Annotated in this window: 16 protein-coding genes and 1 pseudogene; all 17 read left to right on the top strand. The window is 73.8% G+C overall.

Going from position 1 to position 21,605, the window contains the following annotated elements:
- Positions 1–135 precede the first annotated feature (135 nt).
- Entirely contained in the window at positions 136–2,952 is a 2,817-nt protein-coding gene (locus WH85_RS53865; RefSeq protein ID WP_083449473.1) for a LuxR C-terminal-related transcriptional regulator, read from the top strand.
- Positions 2,953–3,027: 75 nt separating this feature from the next.
- The gene (locus WH85_RS34610) at positions 3,028–3,618 is read left to right on the top strand and encodes a Pvc16 family protein (protein WP_045746316.1); all 591 of its coding nucleotides are present in this window, start codon (positions 3,028–3,030) and stop codon (positions 3,616–3,618) included.
- The gene (locus WH85_RS34605; protein WP_211275538.1) at positions 3,615–4,361 is read left to right on the top strand and encodes a hypothetical protein; all 747 of its coding nucleotides are present in this window, start codon (positions 3,615–3,617) and stop codon (positions 4,359–4,361) included. Before WH85_RS34610 ends, WH85_RS34605 begins: the two co-directional genes overlap by 4 nt.
- Before the next feature lie 9 nt (positions 4,362–4,370).
- Complete coding sequence (locus tag WH85_RS34600; protein ID WP_045746315.1) at positions 4,371–6,620, top strand: phage tail sheath family protein; 2,250 nt, start codon at positions 4,371–4,373, stop codon at positions 6,618–6,620.
- Between the two features lie 11 nt (positions 6,621–6,631).
- The gene (locus tag WH85_RS34595; protein WP_045746314.1) at positions 6,632–7,084 is read left to right on the top strand and encodes a phage tail protein; all 453 of its coding nucleotides are present in this window, start codon (positions 6,632–6,634) and stop codon (positions 7,082–7,084) included.
- Positions 7,085–7,088: 4 nt separating this feature from the next.
- Positions 7,089–8,585 (top strand): phage tail sheath subtilisin-like domain-containing protein, encoded by a 1,497-nt coding sequence (locus WH85_RS34590; RefSeq protein WP_045746313.1) that lies wholly within the window; start codon positions 7,089–7,091, stop codon positions 8,583–8,585.
- On the top strand, positions 8,582–9,070 hold the full coding sequence (locus WH85_RS34585; protein WP_045746312.1) for a phage tail protein: 489 nt from the start codon (positions 8,582–8,584) through the stop codon (positions 9,068–9,070). The genes WH85_RS34590 and WH85_RS34585 overlap by 4 nt, the downstream gene beginning before the upstream one ends.
- Positions 9,070–9,252: a putative phage tail protein gene (locus WH85_RS34580; RefSeq protein WP_045746311.1), complete on the top strand. Its 183-nt coding sequence runs from the start codon at positions 9,070–9,072 to the stop codon at positions 9,250–9,252. Before WH85_RS34585 ends, WH85_RS34580 begins: the two co-directional genes overlap by 1 nt.
- On the top strand, positions 9,249–9,917 hold the full coding sequence (locus WH85_RS34575; RefSeq protein WP_045746310.1) for a CIS tube protein: 669 nt from the start codon (positions 9,249–9,251) through the stop codon (positions 9,915–9,917). Before WH85_RS34580 ends, WH85_RS34575 begins: the two co-directional genes overlap by 4 nt.
- Positions 9,914–11,092, top strand: coding sequence for a phage late control D family protein (locus WH85_RS34570; RefSeq protein WP_045746309.1), 1,179 nt, complete (start codon positions 9,914–9,916; stop codon positions 11,090–11,092). The genes WH85_RS34575 and WH85_RS34570 overlap by 4 nt, the downstream gene beginning before the upstream one ends.
- Positions 11,089–11,784, top strand: coding sequence for a phage baseplate assembly protein V (locus WH85_RS34565; protein ID WP_045746308.1), 696 nt, complete (start codon positions 11,089–11,091; stop codon positions 11,782–11,784). Before WH85_RS34570 ends, WH85_RS34565 begins: the two co-directional genes overlap by 4 nt.
- Positions 11,781–12,176 carry a GPW/gp25 family protein gene (locus tag WH85_RS34560; RefSeq protein ID WP_045746307.1) on the top strand — a complete coding sequence of 132 codons (396 nt, stop codon included), beginning with the start codon at positions 11,781–11,783 and terminating at the stop codon, positions 12,174–12,176. The genes WH85_RS34565 and WH85_RS34560 overlap by 4 nt, the downstream gene beginning before the upstream one ends.
- 1 nt (position 12,177) lies before the next feature.
- A complete protein-coding gene (locus WH85_RS34555; RefSeq protein WP_045746306.1) occupies positions 12,178–14,286 on the top strand; it encodes a baseplate J/gp47 family protein in 2,109 nt (702 codons plus the stop codon).
- Positions 14,279–16,336, top strand: a complete 2,058-nt coding sequence (locus tag WH85_RS34550) for a putative baseplate assembly protein (protein ID WP_045746305.1) — start codon at positions 14,279–14,281, stop codon at positions 16,334–16,336. The genes WH85_RS34555 and WH85_RS34550 overlap by 8 nt, the downstream gene beginning before the upstream one ends.
- The gene (locus tag WH85_RS34545) at positions 16,333–18,426 is read left to right on the top strand and encodes a phage tail protein (RefSeq protein WP_052721011.1); all 2,094 of its coding nucleotides are present in this window, start codon (positions 16,333–16,335) and stop codon (positions 18,424–18,426) included. Before WH85_RS34550 ends, WH85_RS34545 begins: the two co-directional genes overlap by 4 nt.
- Before the next feature lie 30 nt (positions 18,427–18,456).
- On the top strand, positions 18,457–19,698 hold the full coding sequence (locus WH85_RS34540; protein ID WP_045746304.1) for a hypothetical protein: 1,242 nt from the start codon (positions 18,457–18,459) through the stop codon (positions 19,696–19,698).
- Positions 19,695–21,605: pseudogene (locus WH85_RS34535) on the top strand (hypothetical protein); the annotation flags it as partial. The gene WH85_RS34540 and the pseudogene WH85_RS34535, both read left to right, overlap by 4 nt.

The raw sequence follows: 21,605 nt of genomic DNA, 5'->3' as shown, positions 1-21,605 counted from the left end.
ATTCACATTGTTAACTGTGGCTCCCCGGTCGCCACCTAGGGAAGTCCCCAGGGGGTCACCCGTTCGTATCGGGTTCGCGACGGTAGACAAGTCTGGCATTGAGGATAGGCAATAGATTGCCCTACTGTCGCTGACATGCGATCGGGGGGATCCGCATTGTACGGCCGGGAGGCCGAATGCGCGCGGATTCAAAGGATCATTGCGCTCCTGGGTGCAAGATCGAGTGCGAGTCTTCTCATGACCGGTGGTCCCGGCATAGGGAAGACCGCCCTGCTGCGCTACGCCCGGCACGAGGCCACCGGGGTGCGGGTCCTCTCCGCCCGGGGCGTCCGCGCCGAGGCCTCGATGCCCTTCTCCGGCCTGCACGAGCTGCTCCAACCCACCCTCGACCTGCTCCCCGGGATCCCGGCCCGGCAGGCCGGGGCGCTCGCGGCCGGCCTCGCGCTCTCCCCGGCCGCCGGCGTCGACCCGCTCGCCGTCGGCGCCGGCACGCTGAGCCTGCTGACCGCGGCCGGCGCCGGGCAACCGGTCCTGGTCATCGTCGACGACCTGGACCTGCTCGACCCCACCTCGCGGGAGGCGATGCTGTTCGCCGCCCGCCGGGCCGGCGACGGCGTCGGCATGCTGCTGAGCAGCGCGACCACCCCGGACGACGGATCCCTGCCGGCCCACCCGCTGACCCCGCTCGACCCGGCCGCCGGCCTGGAACTGCTGCGCGCCGCCGGGAGCCGCCGGATCGCCCCGGCGGTCGCCGCCCGGCTGGTCGCGGCCACCGGCGGCACCCCACTGGCGCTGCTGGAGGCCGGCGAGGTGCTCACCGCCGACCAGCTCGCCGGACTGGAACCGCTGCCCGACCCGCTGCCGGCCGGCCCGCAGGTGATCCGGGCCTTCGCGCCCCGGCTGGCCGGCCTGACCGCCGACCGGCGGCTGGCACTGCTGGTCGCCGCGGCGGCCGGGCAGTGCGGCCTGTCGCAGGTGCTGGCCGCGCTGCGGATCCTCGGCGTGCCCCCGGAGGCGCTCACCGACGCGGCGAGCGAGGAGTTCGTGGCCGCGGCCGGCGACGGGGTGACGTTCCGGCATCCACTGGTGCGTGCGGTGGCGTACCAGACCGCCCCGGTCGCCCAGCGCCGCGCGGTGCACCGGGCCCTGGCCGAGGTGGCCCCGGCCGCACTGCGGCCCTGGCACCTGAGCGCGGCCAGCCTGGCCCCGGACGAGGCGGCCGGTGACGAACTGGAGCTGAGCGCCGCCGGCCGGGACCCGCTCGGCGCCGGCGAGGCGGCCCGCCTGATGGAACGCGCCGCCGACCTGAGCGGCACCGGCGGCACCCAGGCCCGGCGCTGCGTGGCCGCCGCCGAGCTGTGGCAGCTGGCCGGGGCCTCCGGCCGCTCCCTCGGACTTCTCGACCGGGCCGACCGGCTCACCGGCGACCTGCACGTCCGGGCCCAGGCCCAGGTGGTGCTCGGGCAGGCCGAGTGCCGGCGCGGACGACCGGCGCAGGCCCGCCGCCTGCTGGCCCGGGAAGCCGCCCGGGTGTACGCGACCGACCCGGCCGGCGCGGCGGCACTGCTGCTCGCCGCGGCCGAGGCAGGCTGCCTGGCGGACGACCCGCGGGCCGCCCTGGCCGCGGTGCACCGGGCCCGGGTGCTGGCCCTGCGGACCCCGGCGCCGCTGCCCGCCGTACTGATCGCGGGACACGCGTCGGTGCTGGCCCGGTGCGGTGACCTGACCGCGGCACGGGCGCTGCTGGACGGCTGCCGGGACGAGATGGAACCGCTGCTGCTCGACGACCGGCTGCCCACCGGCTGGCGGTGCACGGTGCGGGTGGCGTACCCCGCGCTGCTCGCCCGGTTGGGGCAGTTCGACACCGCGGGACGCCTGCTCGAGGAGGCCATCGCCCAGTCCCGCCGCCGGGGCGCGACCGCCCTGCTGCCGGCGTTACTGGTGGAACGCGCCCAGGTCAGCGTGCGCACCGGCGACTGGGAGAACGCCCGTGGCGCCGCGGGTCAGGCGGCCGAGTTCGCGGAGCGAACCGAACAGAACGCGGACCTGGCCGGTGCCCTGATCTGCCTGGCCCGGCTGGCGGCGGCGGGCGGGCGGCGGCCGGAGTGCACCGGCCTGCTGGAACGTGCCCGCGAGCTGATCCGGCCGGGGCGGTGTGCGGGCCTGGAACCGGCGATGGCCGCGGTAGAGGGGTTGCTGGAGTTGGGCGCGGGTGATTACGAGACCGCCTACCTGCGGCTGGAGGGGCTGGCGGCGAAGGTCGAGGCGGGTCTCCCGGCCGATCATGGTGGGGCGCCGTGGGCGGCCGACTTCGCCGAGGCCGCGGTACGCCTGGGGCGCCCGGACCGGGCGGCGCGGCTGTTGCTGGAGGTGGGGCGGCACGCCTCGGGATCCTCCGTGCTGCCGCCGGTGCTGGCCCGAGGGTCCGCCCTGCTCGCCGGGGACCGGGCCGAGCCGATCTTCCGGAGTGCGTTGCGGGGGACGCCCGACGAGCCGTTCGAGCGGGCACGGACGGCGCTCTGCTTCGCCGAATGGCTGCGTGACCAGGGGCGATTCGCCGAGGCCCAGGGACATGCCGAGGTGGCGGCGGAGGTCTTCGCGGGGCTGGGGGCCGAACCCTGGACGCGGCGGGCGCGGGCTCTGTTCCCTGGTCCGGCCGCGCTCCCCGGCTCGCCCCCGCTCCCGGCCCTGCCTTCGGTCCCGCCGTCGGCCGCCGCGGTGCCGAGTCCTACTGCGGTGCTCACCGAGCAGGAGCGGAGGGTGGCCGAGCAGGTCGCACGGGGCGCCACCAACCGGGAGGTGGCCGCGGCGCTCTTCATCAGCCCGAAGACCATCGAGTTCCACCTGCGCGGGGTGTACCGCAAGCTCGGCCTGCGGTCCCGAGTGGAACTGGCCCGGCTGATGGGCCGGGCCGAGGCGGGTCCCCAGGGTGCCACGGACGGGCGGGACTAGGGGTTTCATCGGCGCGGCCGGGACCGCCGCGAGCCTACGGTCGTCTGCGTTCGGCAGCCGTCCGGGGAGGTTTCGGTGGGGGACTACAGCGTCATCGGCGACGTCTCGGAGATCATCGAGAGCGCGCTCAACCGTGCTCTCGTCGACCTCCAGCCCGCCGGCGCGGTGGCCGAGCTCAACGACCTCTCCGAGACGATCCCGCCGGACCGGCCCCGGCTGACCGTCTTCCTCTACGAGATCGCCGAGGACCCGTCGTCGCGCAACCGGCCACCGGTCCGCTCCGACCCGTCACAGGGCGCGCCGACCGTCCGCAAACCGCCGATGGCCCTGATCCTGCGCTACCTGATCACCGCGTGGGGCGGTGACCCGGTCACCCAGCACCGGATGCTCGGCAAGGCGCTGGAGACGTTCTACGACAACGCGATCCTCAGCGGCTCCCAGCTGTCCGGCAGCCTGGCCGCGACCACCGACGCGCTGCACTTCATGCTCACCCCGCTCACCCTCGATCAGAAGGCCTGGGTGTGGTATGCGATTCAGAAGCCGTACCGGTTGTCGCTGAACTACGAGGTCCGGGTGGTCAACCTGGACTCGGCGACGACCACCCCGGTCGTCCCGGTCACCAGCCGCACGATCGTGCCGGCCGGCTTCGAGCGGGTGCCCCGGTGACCGCCCCGGTGTGGCGGCCGCTTCCCGGCGAGCAGCGCCTGCTGGTCAGCCCGGCGTGGTTCGTGCTCGTCGACGACCACCGGGGCCGGGCCTACGACAGCGGGCCGCTGGTCGTCCGGCTGGACCGGTGGGACGGCCGGGACTGGACACCGGACCCGGCCCGGGCGGTGCGGACCCCGTCGGGGGTGGTCGCCTATCCGGGGCTGGGCCGGCGCCGGGAGCCGGCGAACGCCGAGCCGGTGCTGCACCGGGTGCGGCTGGAGGCGCCCGGCTACCGGGTGCTGTACACCCCGGACGACCATCTGGACCGGTTCGCCGCCGACGTGATCGGGCGGGAGTTCCTGGCGTACCCGTTCGACGATGTCACCCCGCCGGAGGTGACCGCCGAGCCCGAGGTGGTCCGGTTGCTGCCCGGGGTCGCCTACCCCTACACGCCCGGCACCCGGGTGATCGCCGGCCTGGTCCGCCGGGCCGGCTCCGGCGAACCGCTCGCCGGCGTCCTGGTCACCGCCGAGGGGAGGACCGACCCGGAGGGCCTGCCCTGGCGGGAACGGACGCTGACCGGCGAGTCCGGTGCCTTTCGGCTCGCGCTGCGCTGGGCCGGCGAGTCGGCCACCACCACGCCCGCGGCCGAGCTGTTCCAGCTCACCGCCGCCGAACGTCCGGGACGGACCGGGCGGCTCACCGTGCGCCTGCCCGACGAACGGGACCGCGTGCACGTCATCGAGATCAGTGGAGAGTAGGAGCCAGGGATGCCCGAGTACCTCAGCCCCGGGGTCTACATCGAGGAGACGGTCGCCGGCCCCCGGCCCATCGCCGGCGTCGGCACCAGGATCGCGGGCATGGTCGGGGTGACCGCCCGCGGGCCGTCCACCGGCAAGCCGGAGCTGGTCACCAACTTCCTCGACTTCCAGACCCGGTTCGGCGGTTTCCTGCCCGACCCGCCCGCCCCGGTCCTCGACCGGTGGGAACGCGACGAGGGTGAGGGCGGCCGCTGGTGGACCTTCGCCCTGTCGGTGAAGGGGTTCTTCGACAACGGCGGCAGCCAGATCTACGTCAAACGGGTGGTCAGCGGGACCGCCACCGCGGCCCGGACGACACCCGAACCGGGCACGGTCACCGAGATCACCCGTGACGCGCCGGCCGGGGAGAACGTGCTCGCCGTCCGCCACCTGATCGGTTTCGTCGGGGCGAACCCGCAGGTCACCGTGGTTCGTGGCGACAACGGCACGGAGATCGGCACGAGCACCGTGGTGGCCTACTCCGCCCGCGGCACCGAACTGACCCTGGCCGCCCCGCTGCCCGCTGAGGTCCGGGCCGCCCGCGGCGACCACGTGCGGCTCGACGGCGGCGCCACACCCGGCCCGGCCGACCGGGTGACCTTCACCGCGATCAGCCCCGGCGGCTGGGGCAACGGGACCGTGGTCCGGTCCCGTCCGGTGACCGCCGCGATCCTGCCGCTGCTGCCGGCCGGCAGCGAGGGCGCGATCTTCCTGACCCGGGTGGCCGAGGCCGCCGACGAGAACTCCGCGACGGTCCTGGTCACCGCGGCGCCCGGCCTCGACGCCGGCGAGGTGTGGGTGCAGATCGGTGCCGACCGGCACCAGGTGACCGTCGAGCCCGCCGCCGACGGCGACGAGACCGTCACCCTGACCTTCGCGTCCGGCGCCGAACACCCGGCCTACGAGGCGGACACCGCGGTCCGCCGGATCCGCCGGTCCAACCCGCCGCACGAGGCCGGCGGCGGAGAGAGCGGACCACCGCTGCACGTCGGCGGTGCGGGCCGCCTCTACCCCGGTGCGGTCGTGCAGCTCGACTCCGGCACCGCCCTGTCGCTGCACCGGGTCGCGGCGCTCTCCGGCACGCAGGTCGTCCTCGACCCGGACGTGCCGCGGGAGTTCTTCGAGACCGAGACGATCCAGCTGGTCGAGGCCGAGGTGGTGGTGCAGACCGCGGACGGCGTCACCGAGACGGTCGACCGCCTGCGTTTCCAGGACGGGCCGTCCGGTCTCGCCGAGACGGTCGCGGCCCGGTCCGCGCTGGTCCGGGCCGGCACCGGGCTCACCGGGCAGACCGACGCGGCCACGTTCCTGGCGGCGCTGGGCGGCCGGGCGTTACCACTGGCCGACGGCGACGACGGGTTCGAACAGCTCCGGGTCGACGACTTCACCGGCCCCAACGGGATCGGGGCGCTGGAGACGGTCGACGAGATCGCCCTCTGCGCCGTACCCGGCATGTGGGCCGGCACCGTGCAGTCCGAGCTGATCAGCCACTGCGAGTTCATGAAGGACCGGTTCGCGATCCTGGACCCGCGCGACGACCTGGACGTCGCCGGCATCCAGGCGTTCCGCGAGCCGTTCGACACCAGCTTCGCCGCGCTCTACCACCCGTGGCTGATCACCCGGCACCCGTCGAGCGGCCAGGACGTGCACGTCGCGCCCTCCGGGCACATCGCCGGCATCTACGCCCGGACCGACGCCGAACGCGGGGTGCACAAGGCACCGGCCAACGCGGTGATCCGCGGCATCCGGGCCCGTGGCGGCCTGGTCCGCGACGTCACCAAGCGCGAGCAGGACCTGCTGAATCCCCGCAACATCAACGTGCTGCGGTTCTTCCCCAACCAGGGCTACCGCGTCTGGGGCGCGCGGACCCTCTCCTCCGATCCGGCCTGGCGCTACGTCAACGTCCGGCGGCTCTTCCTCTTCCTGGAGGAGTCGATCGAGGAGGGCACCCAGTGGGTGGTCTTCGAACCCAACAACGAGTCGCTCTGGGCGCTGGTCAGGCAGACCGTCGGCAACTTCCTCACCGGCGTGTGGAACACCGGGGCACTGGCCGGGACCACCCCGGAGGAGGCCTTCTTCGTGGCCTGCGACCGCACCACGATGACCGAGGACGACCTGCTCAACGGCCGCCTGGTCTGCGTGGTCGGCGTCGCCCCGGTGTTCCCGGCCGAGTTCGTGGTCTTCCGGATCCAGCAGCTCACCCAGCAGATCCAAGCCTAAGGAGCAGTGGCATGCCGCCGGTCATCCGCGACGATCCGTACGCCGCCTACAACTTCCAGGTCATCGTGACCAACGTCAGCGACGACGGCACCGCGGCGAGCGGCGCCTTCAACGAGGTCTCCGGCCTCGAACTGGAGATCTCACCGATCGAGTACCGGACCGGCTCCGAGGACATCACGGTCCGCAAGATCCCCGGGCTGAAGAAGTTCACCAACATCACGCTCAAGCGGGGGATCACCGGGTCGGTGGTGTTCTGGAACTGGATCGTGGAGGCGCTCAACGGCAAGGTCCGGCGGACCTCCGGGGCGATCGTGATGCTCGACGAGAACCGGCAGGAGGTCATGCGCTGGAACTTCGACCGGGCCTGGCCGACCAAGTACACCGGTCCCACACTGAGCGCCGGCAAGAACGAGATCGCCATGGAGATGCTCGTGCTGAGCGTCGAGAGCCTCACCATCGCGTGACGTCATGACCGCCACCCTTCCCGGCCTGTCGGTGACCGCGGTCGCCGCGCCCGCCCCGGACGACCCGCTGCGCACCGATGTGGCCGTCTTCCTCGGGCGTACCGTCCGCGGCCCGGCCGGAACACCGGTCCGGGTCACCGGATGGGACGAGGTGCTGCGCGCGTTCGGGCCGCCCGCCGGTGACCGGGCCACGCCGCGGGCGCTGCACGGCTACTTCGAGAACGGCGGCCGGGTCGCCTGGGTGATCCGGGTGTCCGGTGCGGGCACGCCGGCCGCGACCGAGTGGACGATCGGTGACCTGCCGCGGGCCGGGTTCGGCCACGGGCGGTACCGCGTCGTCGCGTCCAGCCCCGGCGGCTGGGCCGGCGGCACCCGGGTCGCGATCCGGTTCCAGGCCAGCTCGGTGGCCGGCCCGCCGACGGTGACCGTGCGGGTCAGCACCCCCGGCGAGCCCGCGGAGACCTTCGCCGGGCTGCCGCCGTCCGCGATCACCGAACGGCTGGCCGCGTCCCGGCTGATCCGCCTCGAACCGCTCGGACCACCCGCCGCGCCCCCGGAACCGTCCGGCCCGCTCACCGCGAGCTGGGACCTGGTACTCACCGGCGGCACCGCGGCCGTACCGTCGCGCGACGACTACCGCGCGGCGATCCGCACCCAGGCCGACCTGCCGGAACCGGCGCTGGTCGCGCTCCCCGACCTCGGCGCCGACCTGGCCGGGGAGGACTGGGAGGACACCGTGCTCGACCTGCTCGCCGAGGCCGACGCCCGCCACGACCGGCAGGTCCTGCTCGACCTGCCGGCCGCCGCCGGCGACACGGACACCGCGGTCGCCCTGGCCCGGCGGCTGACCGGTCGCGGCGACGACCTCCTGCGGTCCGCTGCCGTCTACCACCCGTGGCTGGTGATGCCCGACCCGGCGCCCGGCCGGGACCGCACTGTGGCGGTGCCGCCCAGCGGGCACGTGGCCGGGCTGATCGCCCGCCTCGACGCCGAGCGGGGCACCCACCACACCCCGGCCAACGCGGTGCTGCTCGACGCGGTCGACCTCGACCCGCACCTGCCCGAGGCACAGCAGGGCCGGCTGTTCACCGCCGACGTCAACCTGCTGCGCAGCGCCCCGGGACGGGGACTGCTGGTGTGGGGCGGGCGCACGCTCGGCGGGGGATTCGTCGCCCACCGGCGCCTGACCCACCTGCTGGTCCGGGCCATGAACGGGGCCGCCGGGCCGCTCGCCTTCGACGTCAACGGCCCCGAACTGCGGCTCGCGCTGGTCCGGGCGGTGACGTCGGTGCTGCTCGCGGCGTACCGGTCCGGGGCACTGGCCGGAGACCGCCCGCAGGAGGCGTTCCGGGTGCGCTGCGACGACGAGAACAACCCGCCCGGAGCCGACCCGGCCCTGGTGGTCTGCGACGTCCAGGTGGCACCGGCGACCCCGATGGAGTTCATCACGATCCGGCTGGTGCTGGGTCAGGACCGCGGGCTGGAGGTGCTCGAACAATGACCGCGCCGCTGGACCCGCTCGCGAAGTTCCGGTTCGTCGTGACCCTCGACCCCGGCGACGCCTACCTGCCGCCGGCCCAGGCGCAACTGCTGCCGATGGTCGCCGCGGGCGCGTTCCAGGAGGTCACCGGCCTCGGGGCCAGCCTGGACGTGCTGGCGTACGCCGAAGGCGGCCGCAACGACTCGGTCCACCAGCTGCCGGTCCGCCACTCGTGGAACCGGATCGTGCTGAAACGCGGCGTCGCCCGCGACCCGGGGCTCTGGTCCTGGTATGCCGCCGGCCTGGCCGGCTCGCTCGGCGCCCGCCGCGACGGCTCGGTCGTGCTGCTCGGCCCGGACGGCGTACCCGCGGTCGCCTGGACGTTCCGGGCCGGGCTCGCCGCCAAATGGACCGGCCCCGACCTGCACGCCGAACAGAGCGCGGTCGCCGTCGAGTCGCTGGAGATCGCACATGAGGGGCTCAGCCGCGTGGGAGTGGGGGACTGATGGCATCGGTGACGATCCACAACCTGGAGGTCCGGTTCCAGGTCGACGGCGACGACCAGGCCGTGTTCCGGCAACTGTTCGAACGGCACATCCGCGCCTGGGCGCAGGCCTACGAGCAGCAGTGCGCGCAGACCGACCGCAGCCGCCGCGAGCGTGCCATCGGCGACCGGGAGGCCCGGTGACCACCCCGATCGCCGCCGCCGGGCAGTCCACCGCCCTGGCCCGGCTGGAGATCGTCCGCCCGCGGATCGCCGACGAGCGCCTGCGCCGCATCCCGCTGAGGTTCAACCCCACCGACTACAAACTGAGCAAGAGCAACACGTACGCCGAAATCGGTATCCCCGGTCTGGAATCGCCCCCGATCCAGTACGTCCGTGGCGGCTCCGAGGAACTGTCCCTGGAAGCGCTCGTCGACACGTCGGACACCCTGGAGGACGTCCGCGAGCGGTACGTCGACCGGCTGCGCTCGCTGATGACCCCGGACAGCCGGGAACACGCCCCGCCGATCGTCCGGTTCGTCTGGGGTCGCTCGGTCTTCACCGGCGTGGTCGCCAAACTCGACATCACCTACCAGCTGTTCCTGCCGGACGGCGTGCCGCTGCGGGCCAAACTCGACCTGGGCCTCAAGGAGTACCGGTCGGCGGCCGCCCAGGCCCAGGACCCGCCGCGCTCCTCGCCGACCGTGGAGAAGAGCTACCAGGTCCGGGCCGGCGACACCCTGACCAGCATCGCCGCCGCGCTCTACCGCCGGCCGGACGCCTGGCGGGAGCTGGCCCGCGCCAACGGCATCACCGATCCGCGGGAGCTGCGCCCCGGCCGGATCCTGATCGTGCCGAGGCTGCGATGACCGCCCAGGTGGCCCCCGCCGACCGGTACGCCCCGGAGTTCCGGGTCGACATCGAGGGCCTGGAGATGGATCCGGCCACCAAGAACGACGTCGTCGAGCTGAAGGTGCACCGCGACGTCGACGACATGTCCGGCTTCGACCTGACGCTGAACAACTGGGACGACCGGACGCTCACCTTCAAGCACAGCGATTCGCCCCGGTTCACCGTCGGCCAGCGGGTGGTGATCCAGCTCGGGTACGCGGACCGGCTGTGGACCGTGATGGCCGGCTCGATCAGCACGATCAGCCCGCAGTTCCCGGACAGTGCCGCCTCCACGGTCGCGGTCAGCGGGGTCGACGGCATGCAGAAACTCAAGGACAGCAAACCCGCTGAGGGCGTACCCAAGATCTACACCGGGCGGACCGACGCGGAGATCGCCGCCGAGATCGCCGCCCGCAACAAGCTGCAGATCGTCACCACCGCATCCGCGCCCCGCTACGACCAGGTGATCCAGAAGAACCAGGACGACGCGACGTTCCTGATGGAACGGGCGAAACGGATCGACTTCGACTGCTTCATGCTGCCCGACCCGGACAGCGGCGCGGAGACGCTCTTCTTCATCCGGCCGACCGACGGACGCGACGGGTCGCCGATCACGGTGTGGCGTCTCGCGTACGGGCCGGGGCTGGCCGGCGGGCCGTCCGACCAGCCGGCCGGGCTGTTCCCCAACCTGCTCAGCTTCACGCCGACGCTGACCCTGGCCAAACAGGTCGGCAAGGTGACCGTCCGCGGCTGGGACCCGCGGACCAAGCAGGCGATCAAGGGAACCGCCTCGGCCGGCGACCTGCCCCGCCCCGCGGACGGCTCCGGTGGCGGGCAGAGCGGTCCCGAAGCGGCCGGCAGCGCACTCGAGGGCCGCCAGGACGTGGTGATCGACGCGCCGGTGACCAGCGAGGAGGAGGCCCGCGAACTGGCGGTCAGCCTGCTGCGCGAACGGGCGTACGAGTTCGTCACCGGCACCGGCCGGGTGGCCGGGCTGCCCGAGCTGCGCCCCGGCGACAACGTCGAGATCCACGGGCTGGGCCGCCGGTTCTCCGGCACCTACTACGTCAAGCGCGTCGAGCACTCACTCGGCTCCGGAGGCTTCTTCACCGACTTCACCGCCCGCCGCATCTACGCCGGAGGAACCGCATGACCACGGCCGCAGCCCGTTCGCGCAGCACCGACCAGCGCTACTACGGCGTGGTCCCGGCCCTGGTCGAGGAGGTCGAGGGCGACGACGAGGGCCGGGTGAAACTCAGCTTCCCCTGGTTCGACGACGGCACCGTCACCGACTGGTGCCGGGTCTCCCAGCTGTACGCCGGCAACGGGTACGGCACCTGCTTCGTCCCGGAGAAGGGCGACGAGGTGCTGGTCGCCTTCGTCCACGGCGACATGCGGTTCCCGATCGTCCTCGGCGGGCTCTACAACGGGCAGGACAAGCCGCCGACGGACCGCCGCGAGGGCCGCGACCGCAAGACGATCCGAACCCGCCACGGCCATCAGCTGACCTTCGACGACCAGCAGGGCCACGCCGCGGTCCAGGTCATCTCGGCAGCCGGCCACAAGGTCGAACTCGACGACGAGGGCAAGGCGCTCCGGATCACCGCGGCACCCGGCGGCACCGTCGCCATCCAGGCCGACGGCGCGATCACCCTGCGGTCGTCGCAGAGCATCACCCTCGACGCGCCGCAGATCGCCCTCGGCGACGGCGCCACCGAGCCGGTCGTCCTCGGCACCCGACTGGTCACCCAGTTCGCCGCCCACGTGCACGGCAGCGGCACCGGCCCCACCACCCCGCCGACCGTGCCGATCACCGTCGTCTCCGGGACGGTGCGGACCCGATGACCGACGCCGGATTCCTGGGCAGCGGCTGGCGCTTCCCGATCGTCCCCGACGAAGCCGGGCGACTCTCCTACGCCCACGGCGAGGAGAGCATCCGCAGCTGCCTGCTCGCCCTGGTGCAGACCGGACTCGGTGACCGGGTGATGCGCCCCGACCTCGGCACCCGAGCCCCGGACCTGGTTTTCGCCCCGGACAGCGTGCAGAACCTGCGCGATCTGGAGGACTCGATCCGCGACGCGATCCGCCGGTTCGAACCCCGCGTCGACCTCGACGCCGTCGACGTCGAAACCGTCCCCGGCGAGGAGAGCACCGTGACCGTCGCCGTCCGCTACCGGATCCGGCGCACCAACACGAAGGGCAACCTGGTCTTCCCCTACTACCTGGGGCTGGCCTGACATGGCCGGGCCGACCCTCGACGACCTGACCTGGGACACGCTGATGGAGGCGGTCCGGCAGCAGATCCCCGCCGAGTCGGGCGGGCGGTGGACGCTGCACGCACCGGTCGACCCGGGGATCACGGTGCTGGAGCTGTTCGCGTACCTGTTGGAGCAACGACTCTACTGGCTCGACCAGGTGCCGGATGCGCTGGTCGTGGCGGTGTTGCGGTTGCTCGGTCTCGACCCGCCGCGGCCGGCCCGCAGTGCGGGCACGGTGTTGCGGCTGTCCGGGCCGCCGGTCACTGTGCCGGCTGGGGCCGGGTTCGCCCGGGATCTCGCCGGTGACCTGGTCTTCACGCTGGACCGGGCCGTGACGATCCTGCCCGTGGACGGCCCGGTGCGCCTGTGGTCCGGGGGCCGGGAACGCAGCGACGATCTCGCGGCCGGGCACGGCGTGCCCCTGCTGACCGACAACGATCTCCGCATCGTGCTGTCGCCGTCGTCCGCAGCCCCGGACGGCCTCCTGCCGCCGTCTGTCGTGTCGGCGCCCTCCGGGGACGTTCTGTCGTTGTCGGTGGTGCTCGACAGCCCGGTGCCGCCGCAGTGGTCGCCGGACGCGGTCGACGACGTGGCGCCCCCGGCGACGTTGACCTTCACCTGGTTCGAGCCGGACGCCGACGGCACGCCCGTCCGGGAGTTGCCGGCCGTGACCTCGGTGGAGGACGGCACCGGCGGTCTGCGCCGCTCAGGGGTGCTGCGCCTGCCGACACCCGCTGATTGGTCACGGTCCGTGCCCACGCATGGTTGGGGCTTGCGGGTACGCGCGGAGCACCCCTCCTTCGCCTCCCCGCCGATCCTGCTCGCGCTGGCCCCCAACGCCGCGGTCGCCCGCCACCGGGAGGCCCGGGTTGCCACCGGCGACGAGTTCGCCGCCCAGGTGGGGGACTGGCTGCGGCTCCCCGGCCAGCGTCTGCTCCTGCCCGACGCCGGTGACCTGCTGCTGGACGCGGTCGTCACGCTGCGCCGCGACGGCCGGGACACGACCTGGCACGCGGTCCCGGACCTGACCTTCGCCGGACCGGCCGACCCGGTCTTCCTCCTGGACCGCGCGGACGGTGCGGTCGTGTTCGGCGACGGCCTGACCGGCGCGATCCCGGTCCCCGACGCAGGACCGGCACTGACCGTCGCATACACGCGCGGCGGCGGCGCGGCCGGCAATGGTGGCAGCACCGGCAACTGGTTCCCGATGCCCCCACCGTCGTCGCCCGCGTCCACACCCGGCCCCGAACCGCTGTCCTCGTTCGCTGCCGGATCGTGGGGGTTCGCTCCTGATCTGCTGGACGGGTCCGTCTCTGAGCCGGTGCCGGCGGGCGTCACGGCGAGCAATCCGGTCCCGGCCGAGGGCGGCGCCGACCCTGAGACGATCGCCGAGGCCCGGATCCGTGCCGCCGACGAACTGGCCACCCCGGCCCGCGCCGTCACCGCCGCCGACTTCGCCGAGCTGGCCGTGACCACGCCGGGGGTGGCGGTGGCCAGGGCGTACGTCGGCGTAGGCGAACATCCCGGCTACCCGGGCACCACGGTTCCCGGGGCGGTCACCGTACTGGTGGTGCCCGAGATTCCTCGAGCCGTCACTACCGGCATCGGAACGACCGGCGCAGGTGCCGACAGCCGGGGAACGACTGGTGCCGTTGTCGACCCGCATCCTGACCCGGGGCTTCTCGAGGCGGTGCGGCTGCGGCTGTGTGATGCCCGGCTGATCGGCACCGAGTTGTTCGTGGGGCCGCCCCGCTATCGGGAGGTCGCCCTGCACGTTGCGCTCACCGCCCGGCCCGCCGCCCCCGACGCTGTCGAGGCGGTGCTGCGTGACGCTCTGCTGCGCTACCTCGACCCGATCAGCGGGGGTGACGACGGCAGCGGATGGCCCTTCGGCGAGCCGTTGCGACCGTCCGGCCTGCTCCGGGTCGCGCAGGAAGCGGCCGGGGACGCCGCCGAGGTCGCCGGTGTCGCCATCGGCCTGGACGGTGAACCACCGCGGATCCGATGCGACGACGTCCCGCTACGCCCCGGCGAACTGATCGTCCTGCGTGAGTGCACAGCCGATCGGGCGGAGGCGTGCGATGAGTGACCCGGTGTGGTGGGAACGGGCCGCCGAGCCCGATCAGGCCGGCCGCGATCTCTCCGGATCCGGTCGGGCCGGGCGGATCGTTTCCGGTCCGGGGCCGGCCGGGGTTCAGCCCGAGCTCGTCGCGGCCACCAAGGAGGCGATCCGGGCCGAGGTCAGTGCGCTGATTCCGGCATACACCCCGGACTGGACCAACCCGGACCCCGCTGACGCCGGAGTGGCGATGGTGCGGCTCTTCGGGACCATGGCCGAACCGGTCCGGGCCCGGCTCAACCGGTTTCCCGAGAAGATGCTCGCCGAGTTGCTGGCGCTCGCCGGGATCGGTGGGCGGGCGGCCACCCCGGCGGCCACGCTGGTCCGGTTCACCGCAAGCCACCCGGACGGGGCCTCGGTGCTGGTGCCGCGGGGTGTGCGGGTCAGCGCGCCACCGGCGCCGGGGGAGCAGGACCAGGTCTTCTTCGAGACCGGCGACGACCTGCACGCCGCTTCCGCCACGCTGGCCGCGACGGTGGTCGCCGACGCCGGGCGGCTCGAGCCGGTGACCGGCGCGTTCGCCCCGTTCGGGAACCGTCCCGGACCGGGTGCCGCGCTGTGGCTGGGATTCGACGGGGGCGTTGTTTCCGCGCACCCCACGATCTCTCTCGGCATCGTGCTCGCGCCGCGTGACGGAGAGGGCGGCAATGCGGCCTTGCGGTGGGATCTGTTGTCAGGTGACCGGATCGTTCCGGTACAGGTGGAGCGGGACGGTACTGACGGGCTGCGGAGCACCGGTGTGGTGCGGCTGCGGCTGCCCCGCACGTGGGAGCCGGGGCGGCCGCCCGGGTCGCGTCCGCTGCCGGTGTTGCGGTGGCTGCGGGTCATGCCCGCCGGTGGTACCCCCGTCGCGACGCCGCAGGTCACGGCTGTTCTGCTGAACGCTGTCACGGCCACCGCGGTGCGGACCGTCCGCGGTGAGGTGCCCCAGCCGGTCATCGGCGACCCGGGCGGCAGCTCGGGCGGCGGCGCGGGCGGCGGCCGGACCCGGCTACGGCTCAGCCAGGTGCCGATCGTGACCGGCAGTGTCCGCCTGACCGTGCGGGACGACACCGCGGCCGGAGTGTTCGGCACCGCCGAGGCGTCGCGGACCGGCTGGACCGAGGTGCCGAGTCTCGCCGACCGCGGACCCGCCGACCGGGTGTTCACCGTCGATTCCGCCAGTGGTGTACTCACGTTCGGTGACGGCGTGCGCGGTGCCCGGGTGCCGCAGGGCTTCCGCAATGTGGTGGCCGATTCCTATCAGGTGGGTGGCGGCGCGGCCGGAGCGGTGGCGGCCGGGGCGATCCGTTCGCTGGTCACCTCGTTGCCGTTCGTCACCGGCGTGACCAATCCGTTCCCGGCTGCCGGGGGCGCCGACGCCGAACCGGCCTCCGACGTGCTGCGGGACGGCCCCGCGCTGCTCCGGGCCTCGGGCCGGGCGGTCGCCCCGGACGACTACGGCCTGCTCGCCCGGCAGACGCCCGGTGCACTGGTGGCCCGGGCCCACGGGATGCCCGGCGTCGATCCTCGCCGGCCCGGTGTGCCCGCACCCGGTGTCGTCGGCGTGCTGGTGGTGCCACTCGTCCCGGACACCGGCGAGCCCCCGGTCCCGGACCGGCAGACGCTGGGCGCGGTCGAGGCCTTCCTCACCGCCCGGGTCGCTCCCGCCGGGGTACGCGTGATCGCGGCCGCCCCGCGCTACCAGCGGGTCGCGGTCGACGCCACCGTGGTCCTGGACCCCGGCCGGGACCGTGCGGTGCTGCTCGCCGAGGCCGCCGACCTCCTGTTCGAGCATCTCCATCCGGTCCGCGGCGGCGCCGACGGTGCGGGCCGGCCGTTCGGCGGCGTGCTGCGGTACACCGCGCTGGTCCGTCGCCTGCTGGCCGTCCCGGGGATCCGCGCGGTGCCCCGGTTGACGTTGACCGTCGACGGTCTCCTCGCGGCACGCTGCACCGACGTGCCGTTACGTCCGTCGGCGCTGCCATGGCCGTCCCGTCCGGTGCTCACTCCCGCCGAGCCGGGGGAGGTCGTCCGATGAGGGGCGGATCGCTGTTCCGGCTGCTCGACCCGCACGTCGGCTGGGACGCGCGGAATGCGACCGGGCTGACCGGGTTCACCGAACCGTCCGGCCTGCGCCTGGCCACGACCGATGCGGCACTGGACCGGCAGGAGCTCCTGCCGTGGTTCCCGGACCGGCGGCTGGCGTTCGCGGGCGGCTGGTTCCTCCGCACGGGATCCGGGCTGCTCCGCCTCGACGCGGGAGACACGACGTGGCGACCCGTCTGGCTGGCGGGCCTGGCATCCGGTGCGCCTGAGGCCGCGATGGGCGTGGCATCCAGTGCGCCCGAGACCGCCATGGGCGTGGAATCCAGTGCGCCCGAGACCGAGGCGAGCATGACGTCCGGTGCGCGCGAGGGCAGGGCGGTGGCCGCTGCCGGGCACTGGATCGGGCTGGCGGGGCGCGGCGGCGTACACCTGTGGTGGCGTGAAGGAGAACAGCTGGCGGCCCACCTGCCGCACCCCGGCGCTCTGCTCGCGCTCACCGAGTCCGGCGACGCCCATGTGGTACGCGGAACCGGCACCGACGTGTGGCACTACCGTCCCGGTGGCGCGCCCGCAGGGGTGATCCGAACCGGTCTTCCGGGGCGGATCGAGGGCCTGCGCACCGGTCCCGGGCGGACGTTGTGGCTGCTCGTCCGGGACGACTCGGGTCTGTCGCTGTGGCGCTCGACCGGACGGGACGGATCCGGGCCGTTCGTGGCGGCCGGTATCGAGGAGGTCGCGGCTGCCCTACGGCCGAGCGGACTCGTCGCCACCGACGACAGCGGGTTCCAGCTTGACCGGATCGGATCGTTCGACTGGGACGGCGCCCCGGCCCCCGCACCGCCGCGCCCGGCCCCCGCCCTGGTCACCGACGGTGAGTTGCACACCCTGCCGATCGACAGCGGGCTACCGCGATGCCGCTGGCACCGGGTGAGCCTCTCCGCGGACGTGCCGCCCGCCGCCGGGCTCGGCGTCGCGGTCACCGTCACCGAGGACGGCGTGGCGCCGGAAACGCCCGCCGACTGGCAGGCAGCCCCGCCCGGTGCCCGCGACCTCCTGGTGCGGTTGCCGCCCGGGCGGTTCCTCCACCTGCGGTTGCGGCTCACCGGCGACGGCGCGGTCACCCCGGTCGTCCGCCGGATCCGCCTCGACTTCCCGCGGACCACCAGCGCCGAACTGCTGCCCCCGGCCTTCCTCTCGGATCGGGAGAATCCGGCCGCCGATGATTTCACCCAACGGTTCCTGGCGCTGTTCGACACCACCGTCGCCGGCGTCGACCGGGTGATCGAACGCTACCCGGCCCTGCTCGATCCGGCCGGCGTCCCGGACCGCGTGCTGCCGTGGCTCGGCGGGCTGCTGGGCCTCGCCTTCGAAGCCGGGTGGGGTGCCGGCGTGCGCCGTGAGTTGCTGGCCGCGGCACCACGGCTGTACCGGCGGCGCGGCACGCCGTGGGCGGTCCGCGAGGCGGTCCGGATCGTCCTCGGAGTCCGCCCCGACCTTGTCGAACAGGCCGCCGGCCGGTCCTGGCTCCGACTCGGCGGACCGTTCACCGAGGTGCCGCTGTCCGCCCGAACGTCGCTATCCGCCCGAACATCGCTGTCCGCCGGGACGCCTCAGCCCGCCGGGGTGCCTCAGCCCACCGGGGTGCGGCCGTCCGTGGGTGACGGGGCACTGGGCGGGGTCCGGCTCTTCGGGCGATCCGCCGCGCGGTTCCGGGTCGGCACCTCCGCGCTGTCCTCCGCACCGCTGCGCAGCGACGGCGATCCGGTGCAGGACCCGCTGACCGCGGACGCCTACCGGTTCCGGGTCGTGCTGCCCGCCTCCGCGGCGGGGGTCGACGCCGAGGCCCTGCGGCGGCTGGTCACCGCGCAGGCGCCCGCGCACACCCGGGCCGGCATCACCCTGCCCGGCCCCGGCTGGGTGGTCGGCCTGCACTCCGTGGTCGGCGTCGACACCGCCTTCACCGTGCCACCGCCCACGGTGATCGGGAAACCCCTGGCCGGCACGGTGCTGGCGCCGAGCCGCCGGGGACAGCGCACCGGTGTGGTGGTCGGCGGAGCTGTCGGTGACGGCGTGGCCTGGTGACGTGACGTGTCGAAACGAGGGAAGAGAGCCATGACGGAGACGGAAACCGGGTTCGCGGTCCGCGCGCTGCGCCGGCTGCGGTACTTCCACGGGCAGCTGCTCGGCGCCCGCGACCTGCAACGCGAACAGGCGTACCTGCGCGAGAAGATCGCGCTGCCGGTGCGGTACCTGCTCGGCTACGGCGTGGTCTGCGGTCTCCTCGTCGAGGGTGTCGGCGACCATCACGACAGCGCCGCCGACACGACGGACGAGAGCGCCGCCAAGACGGATGAGAGCGCGGCCGACACGACGGATGGGAAGGACCGGCGGCGTCGTGCGCGGGTCCGGATCACGCCCGGCCTCGGCGTCGACGACCGTGGCGAACACATCGTCGTCCGCCGGGACTGCGACGTCGACCTGTGGGAGGCGCTGCCCCCGGACGAGCGCACCCGCGAGGGCCGGGAGGTGACCACGGTCTGGGTGGGTGTCGCGTACGACGAGGAGGCCGTCGAACCGACCCGGACCGTCTTCACCTCGGGCTGCTCGGACTCCTCCGACTGCGAGTTCGGCTGGACCGACGAACGGCACCGGGTCGTGGTCACCAGCGAACGGCCGGAACCCGACCAGCGCTGCGAACGGTGTCCCGGCGCCGACGACGACCGCGACTGCGAACACCCGGTGCTGTGGCTGGCCCGGATCGACGAGATCGACTGGTTCCGGCCGGTCCGGGGACACCGGATCGACATGACGATCCGGCGACCGTTCGGACGGCGGGTGCCGACCGTGATCACGGGGATCAACTGGATCCACGGTCACACGTACACGATCGAGGAGGCCTCTGCGCTGCTCGGCACGCACAAGGAGAGCGGGGGTCTGCGGGTCGCGTTCTCCGACGACGTGCGGACCGACAGCCTGCGCCGCGGTGTGGTCGACATCCAGGTGATCGAGGGCGGTGCCGGGCGGAACGCGGACAGCTGGTTCATGGGTGGCGCCTTCCAGGACCTGCCGGAGACCGAGTACACCCGCGGGTTCCGGTACCGGCAGACCACCCGTGAGGTGCTGCAGGACGACGACCGCGTGATGATCACCGTCCGGGCCGGGTTCCTGCTGGACCGCTGTTGCCGGCCGGTCGACGGCACGCACGTCGGCGGGCGGGTCCCGCTGATCGACGGCGAGGGGTACACGCCCGACTCGTGTCCGGTTCCGCCCGGCGGCGTCGGCCCGTGGACGTCCGGCACCGGGGCCGGCGGCGACACCTTCGAGAGCTGGTTCTTCGTCCGGGAGGAGCGATGACCACCACCACGACCCCGGCCCGCTGCGGCTGCGGCGGGGCGGCGACCAGCGCGTCCGGCGGGTTCAGCCGGCCCACCTTCTTCGCCGGTCAGCTGCTGACCGAGGACGATCTGCAGGCGCTCACCGGGTACGTCACCGGCAAGAACCGGTTGCGCAACCGTCTCCTGTACGGGCCCGGCGTCGTCCGCGGTCTCGAGGTGACCTGCGAGCCCTGTGGCGGCGGCACGGTCGCCGTCCACCCGGGGTACGCCCTCGACTGCCAGGGCAACGACCTGGTGCTGGGCTGCACCGAACGGGTCGACGTGCCGGCACTCGTCCGGGACCTGCGACTGCACGCGACCGGTGCGGACTGCGACGACTGCGACGACGACCAGGACCGCCGGTTCGGCCTGTACCTGCGCTACACCGAGGTCCCGTCCGACCCGGTCGCCGCGTATCCCACCGCCGAGGGGCCGTCCGGGGGCAGCTCGCCGACCCGGATCCGGGAGTCCTGCACGTTCACGGTCCGCCACCCGCAGCGGTCCGATCACGCGTACCGTCCCGCCACCGCGCTGGACGCCCGGCTGGGGAACGGCACCGGTGAAGGCGCCGAGGTCCGGGCCGGTGACGCGCATCTGGCCCGCTACCACGGCCCACTGCGCAACACGGTGCTCGCCGCCGGTGACACCGTGCCGTTCCGGGCGGGCGAGTCCGACCCCGCCGATCTGGTCCTGCTCCGGGCCCGCCGGTCGACGCTGGAGGCCGTGCTCCGGGAGACCGGCCGGGAACTCCCACCGGGGGAGGTCCAGCGGCTCACCGAGTCGACCCGTGCGCTGGCCGCCTCGGTCGCCCACTTCGAGGTCTCCGACCGCCCGGGTGAGGCGCAGGAGGAGGCGGCCGTCGCCCGGGGCGTGCTGGCGACCGCGACCGGGCGGCTGGACGGCACCGACACCGTCGCGAACTGGGACGACGAGCACCGCCGGAGCCTGGCGGCCGCGGTCCTCACCGAGGTCCGGGACCACCTGCGACAGGAGGGGGCGGACCCGGCGCCGCTGGAACTGCGGATGCTCGCCCAGGGCGCGCCGCTCTCGTACGCCCTGCGTCTGGTCCTGCAGCGGCATCTGGCCCGGTTGCGGCACTGGCTGCTGGCCCGGTACGACACCGTGCCCGGCCGCACCACCTGCGCGATCGACGACACGGTGACCGGTCTGGCCCTGCCGGTGCCGTTGCCGTCCGAGCCGACCGGTGACCGGCTGCACCCGGCCGCCACCGAGTTGGAGACCACCGCAGCGGCGTTGCGGACCCTGCACGGCGCCCTGCGGTCGTTCCTCGCCGAGAGCGCCTGCTCGGCGCTGCATCCGCCGGCCGACCGCTGCGGCGACACCGAGGTGCTGCTCGCGGTGCTGACCGTGGACCGCTGCGAGGTGACCGACATCTGCACCGCGGGCCGGGAGCAGGTCCGGCCCGGCGGCAGCGCCTATGCGGCCTGGCTACCCGTGCTGCCCCGAGCGACCGAACTGGCCGCACGGGTGTGCTGTGAACCTGTCGCCGGGGAGCCGCTCGATCCCGCGACGCCCCTGCCGTACCTCCAGGATCTCTTCGACCTGCCGCCGGCCGGCGACCTCGACGAGTTGCTGGCCCTGATCGCCTCCACCGCGGGGCCGGAACCGGTGTCGCCAGTCAAGGAGGTCAAGGAGATCAAGGAGGTCACGAAGGTCGAGGAGGTCACGGAAGCGGTCGAGCCGGAGGTCTCCCGGGCCGACCTGGACGAACTGCGGGAACAGATCGGGCAGCTCACCGCCACGATCGCCACCCTGCGCCAGGAGAAGGCCCCGGCCAAGGAGCCCGACCCGCCCGCCGCACCGCCGGTGAAGAAGACCGCCCCCGCGAAGAAGACCGCCCCCGCGAAGAAGACCGCCCCCGCGAAG

This window comes from Actinoplanes rectilineatus (assembly GCF_000962825.1).
Lineage (GTDB): Bacteria > Actinomycetota > Actinomycetes > Mycobacteriales > Micromonosporaceae > Actinoplanes > Actinoplanes rectilineatus.
This window is presented reverse-complemented; position numbering and strand designations above follow the sequence as displayed.

Coding starts and splice junctions, on each gene's coding strand:
- WH85_RS53865 (WP_083449473.1), top strand. CDS start 136: ATGCGATCGGGGGGATCCGCATTGTACGGCCGGGAGGCCGAATGCGCG.
- WH85_RS34600 (WP_045746315.1), top strand. CDS start 4,371: ATGCCCGAGTACCTCAGCCCCGGGGTCTACATCGAGGAGACGGTCGCC.
- WH85_RS34595 (WP_045746314.1), top strand. CDS start 6,632: ATGCCGCCGGTCATCCGCGACGATCCGTACGCCGCCTACAACTTCCAG.
- WH85_RS34590 (WP_045746313.1), top strand. CDS start 7,089: ATGACCGCCACCCTTCCCGGCCTGTCGGTGACCGCGGTCGCCGCGCCC.
- WH85_RS34585 (WP_045746312.1), top strand. CDS start 8,582: ATGACCGCGCCGCTGGACCCGCTCGCGAAGTTCCGGTTCGTCGTGACC.
- WH85_RS34580 (WP_045746311.1), top strand. CDS start 9,070: ATGGCATCGGTGACGATCCACAACCTGGAGGTCCGGTTCCAGGTCGAC.
- WH85_RS34570 (WP_045746309.1), top strand. CDS start 9,914: ATGACCGCCCAGGTGGCCCCCGCCGACCGGTACGCCCCGGAGTTCCGG.
- WH85_RS34565 (WP_045746308.1), top strand. CDS start 11,089: ATGACCACGGCCGCAGCCCGTTCGCGCAGCACCGACCAGCGCTACTAC.
- WH85_RS34560 (WP_045746307.1), top strand. CDS start 11,781: ATGACCGACGCCGGATTCCTGGGCAGCGGCTGGCGCTTCCCGATCGTC.
- WH85_RS34555 (WP_045746306.1), top strand. CDS start 12,178: ATGGCCGGGCCGACCCTCGACGACCTGACCTGGGACACGCTGATGGAG.
- WH85_RS34550 (WP_045746305.1), top strand. CDS start 14,279: ATGAGTGACCCGGTGTGGTGGGAACGGGCCGCCGAGCCCGATCAGGCC.
- WH85_RS34545 (WP_052721011.1), top strand. CDS start 16,333: ATGAGGGGCGGATCGCTGTTCCGGCTGCTCGACCCGCACGTCGGCTGG.
- WH85_RS34540 (WP_045746304.1), top strand. CDS start 18,457: ATGACGGAGACGGAAACCGGGTTCGCGGTCCGCGCGCTGCGCCGGCTG.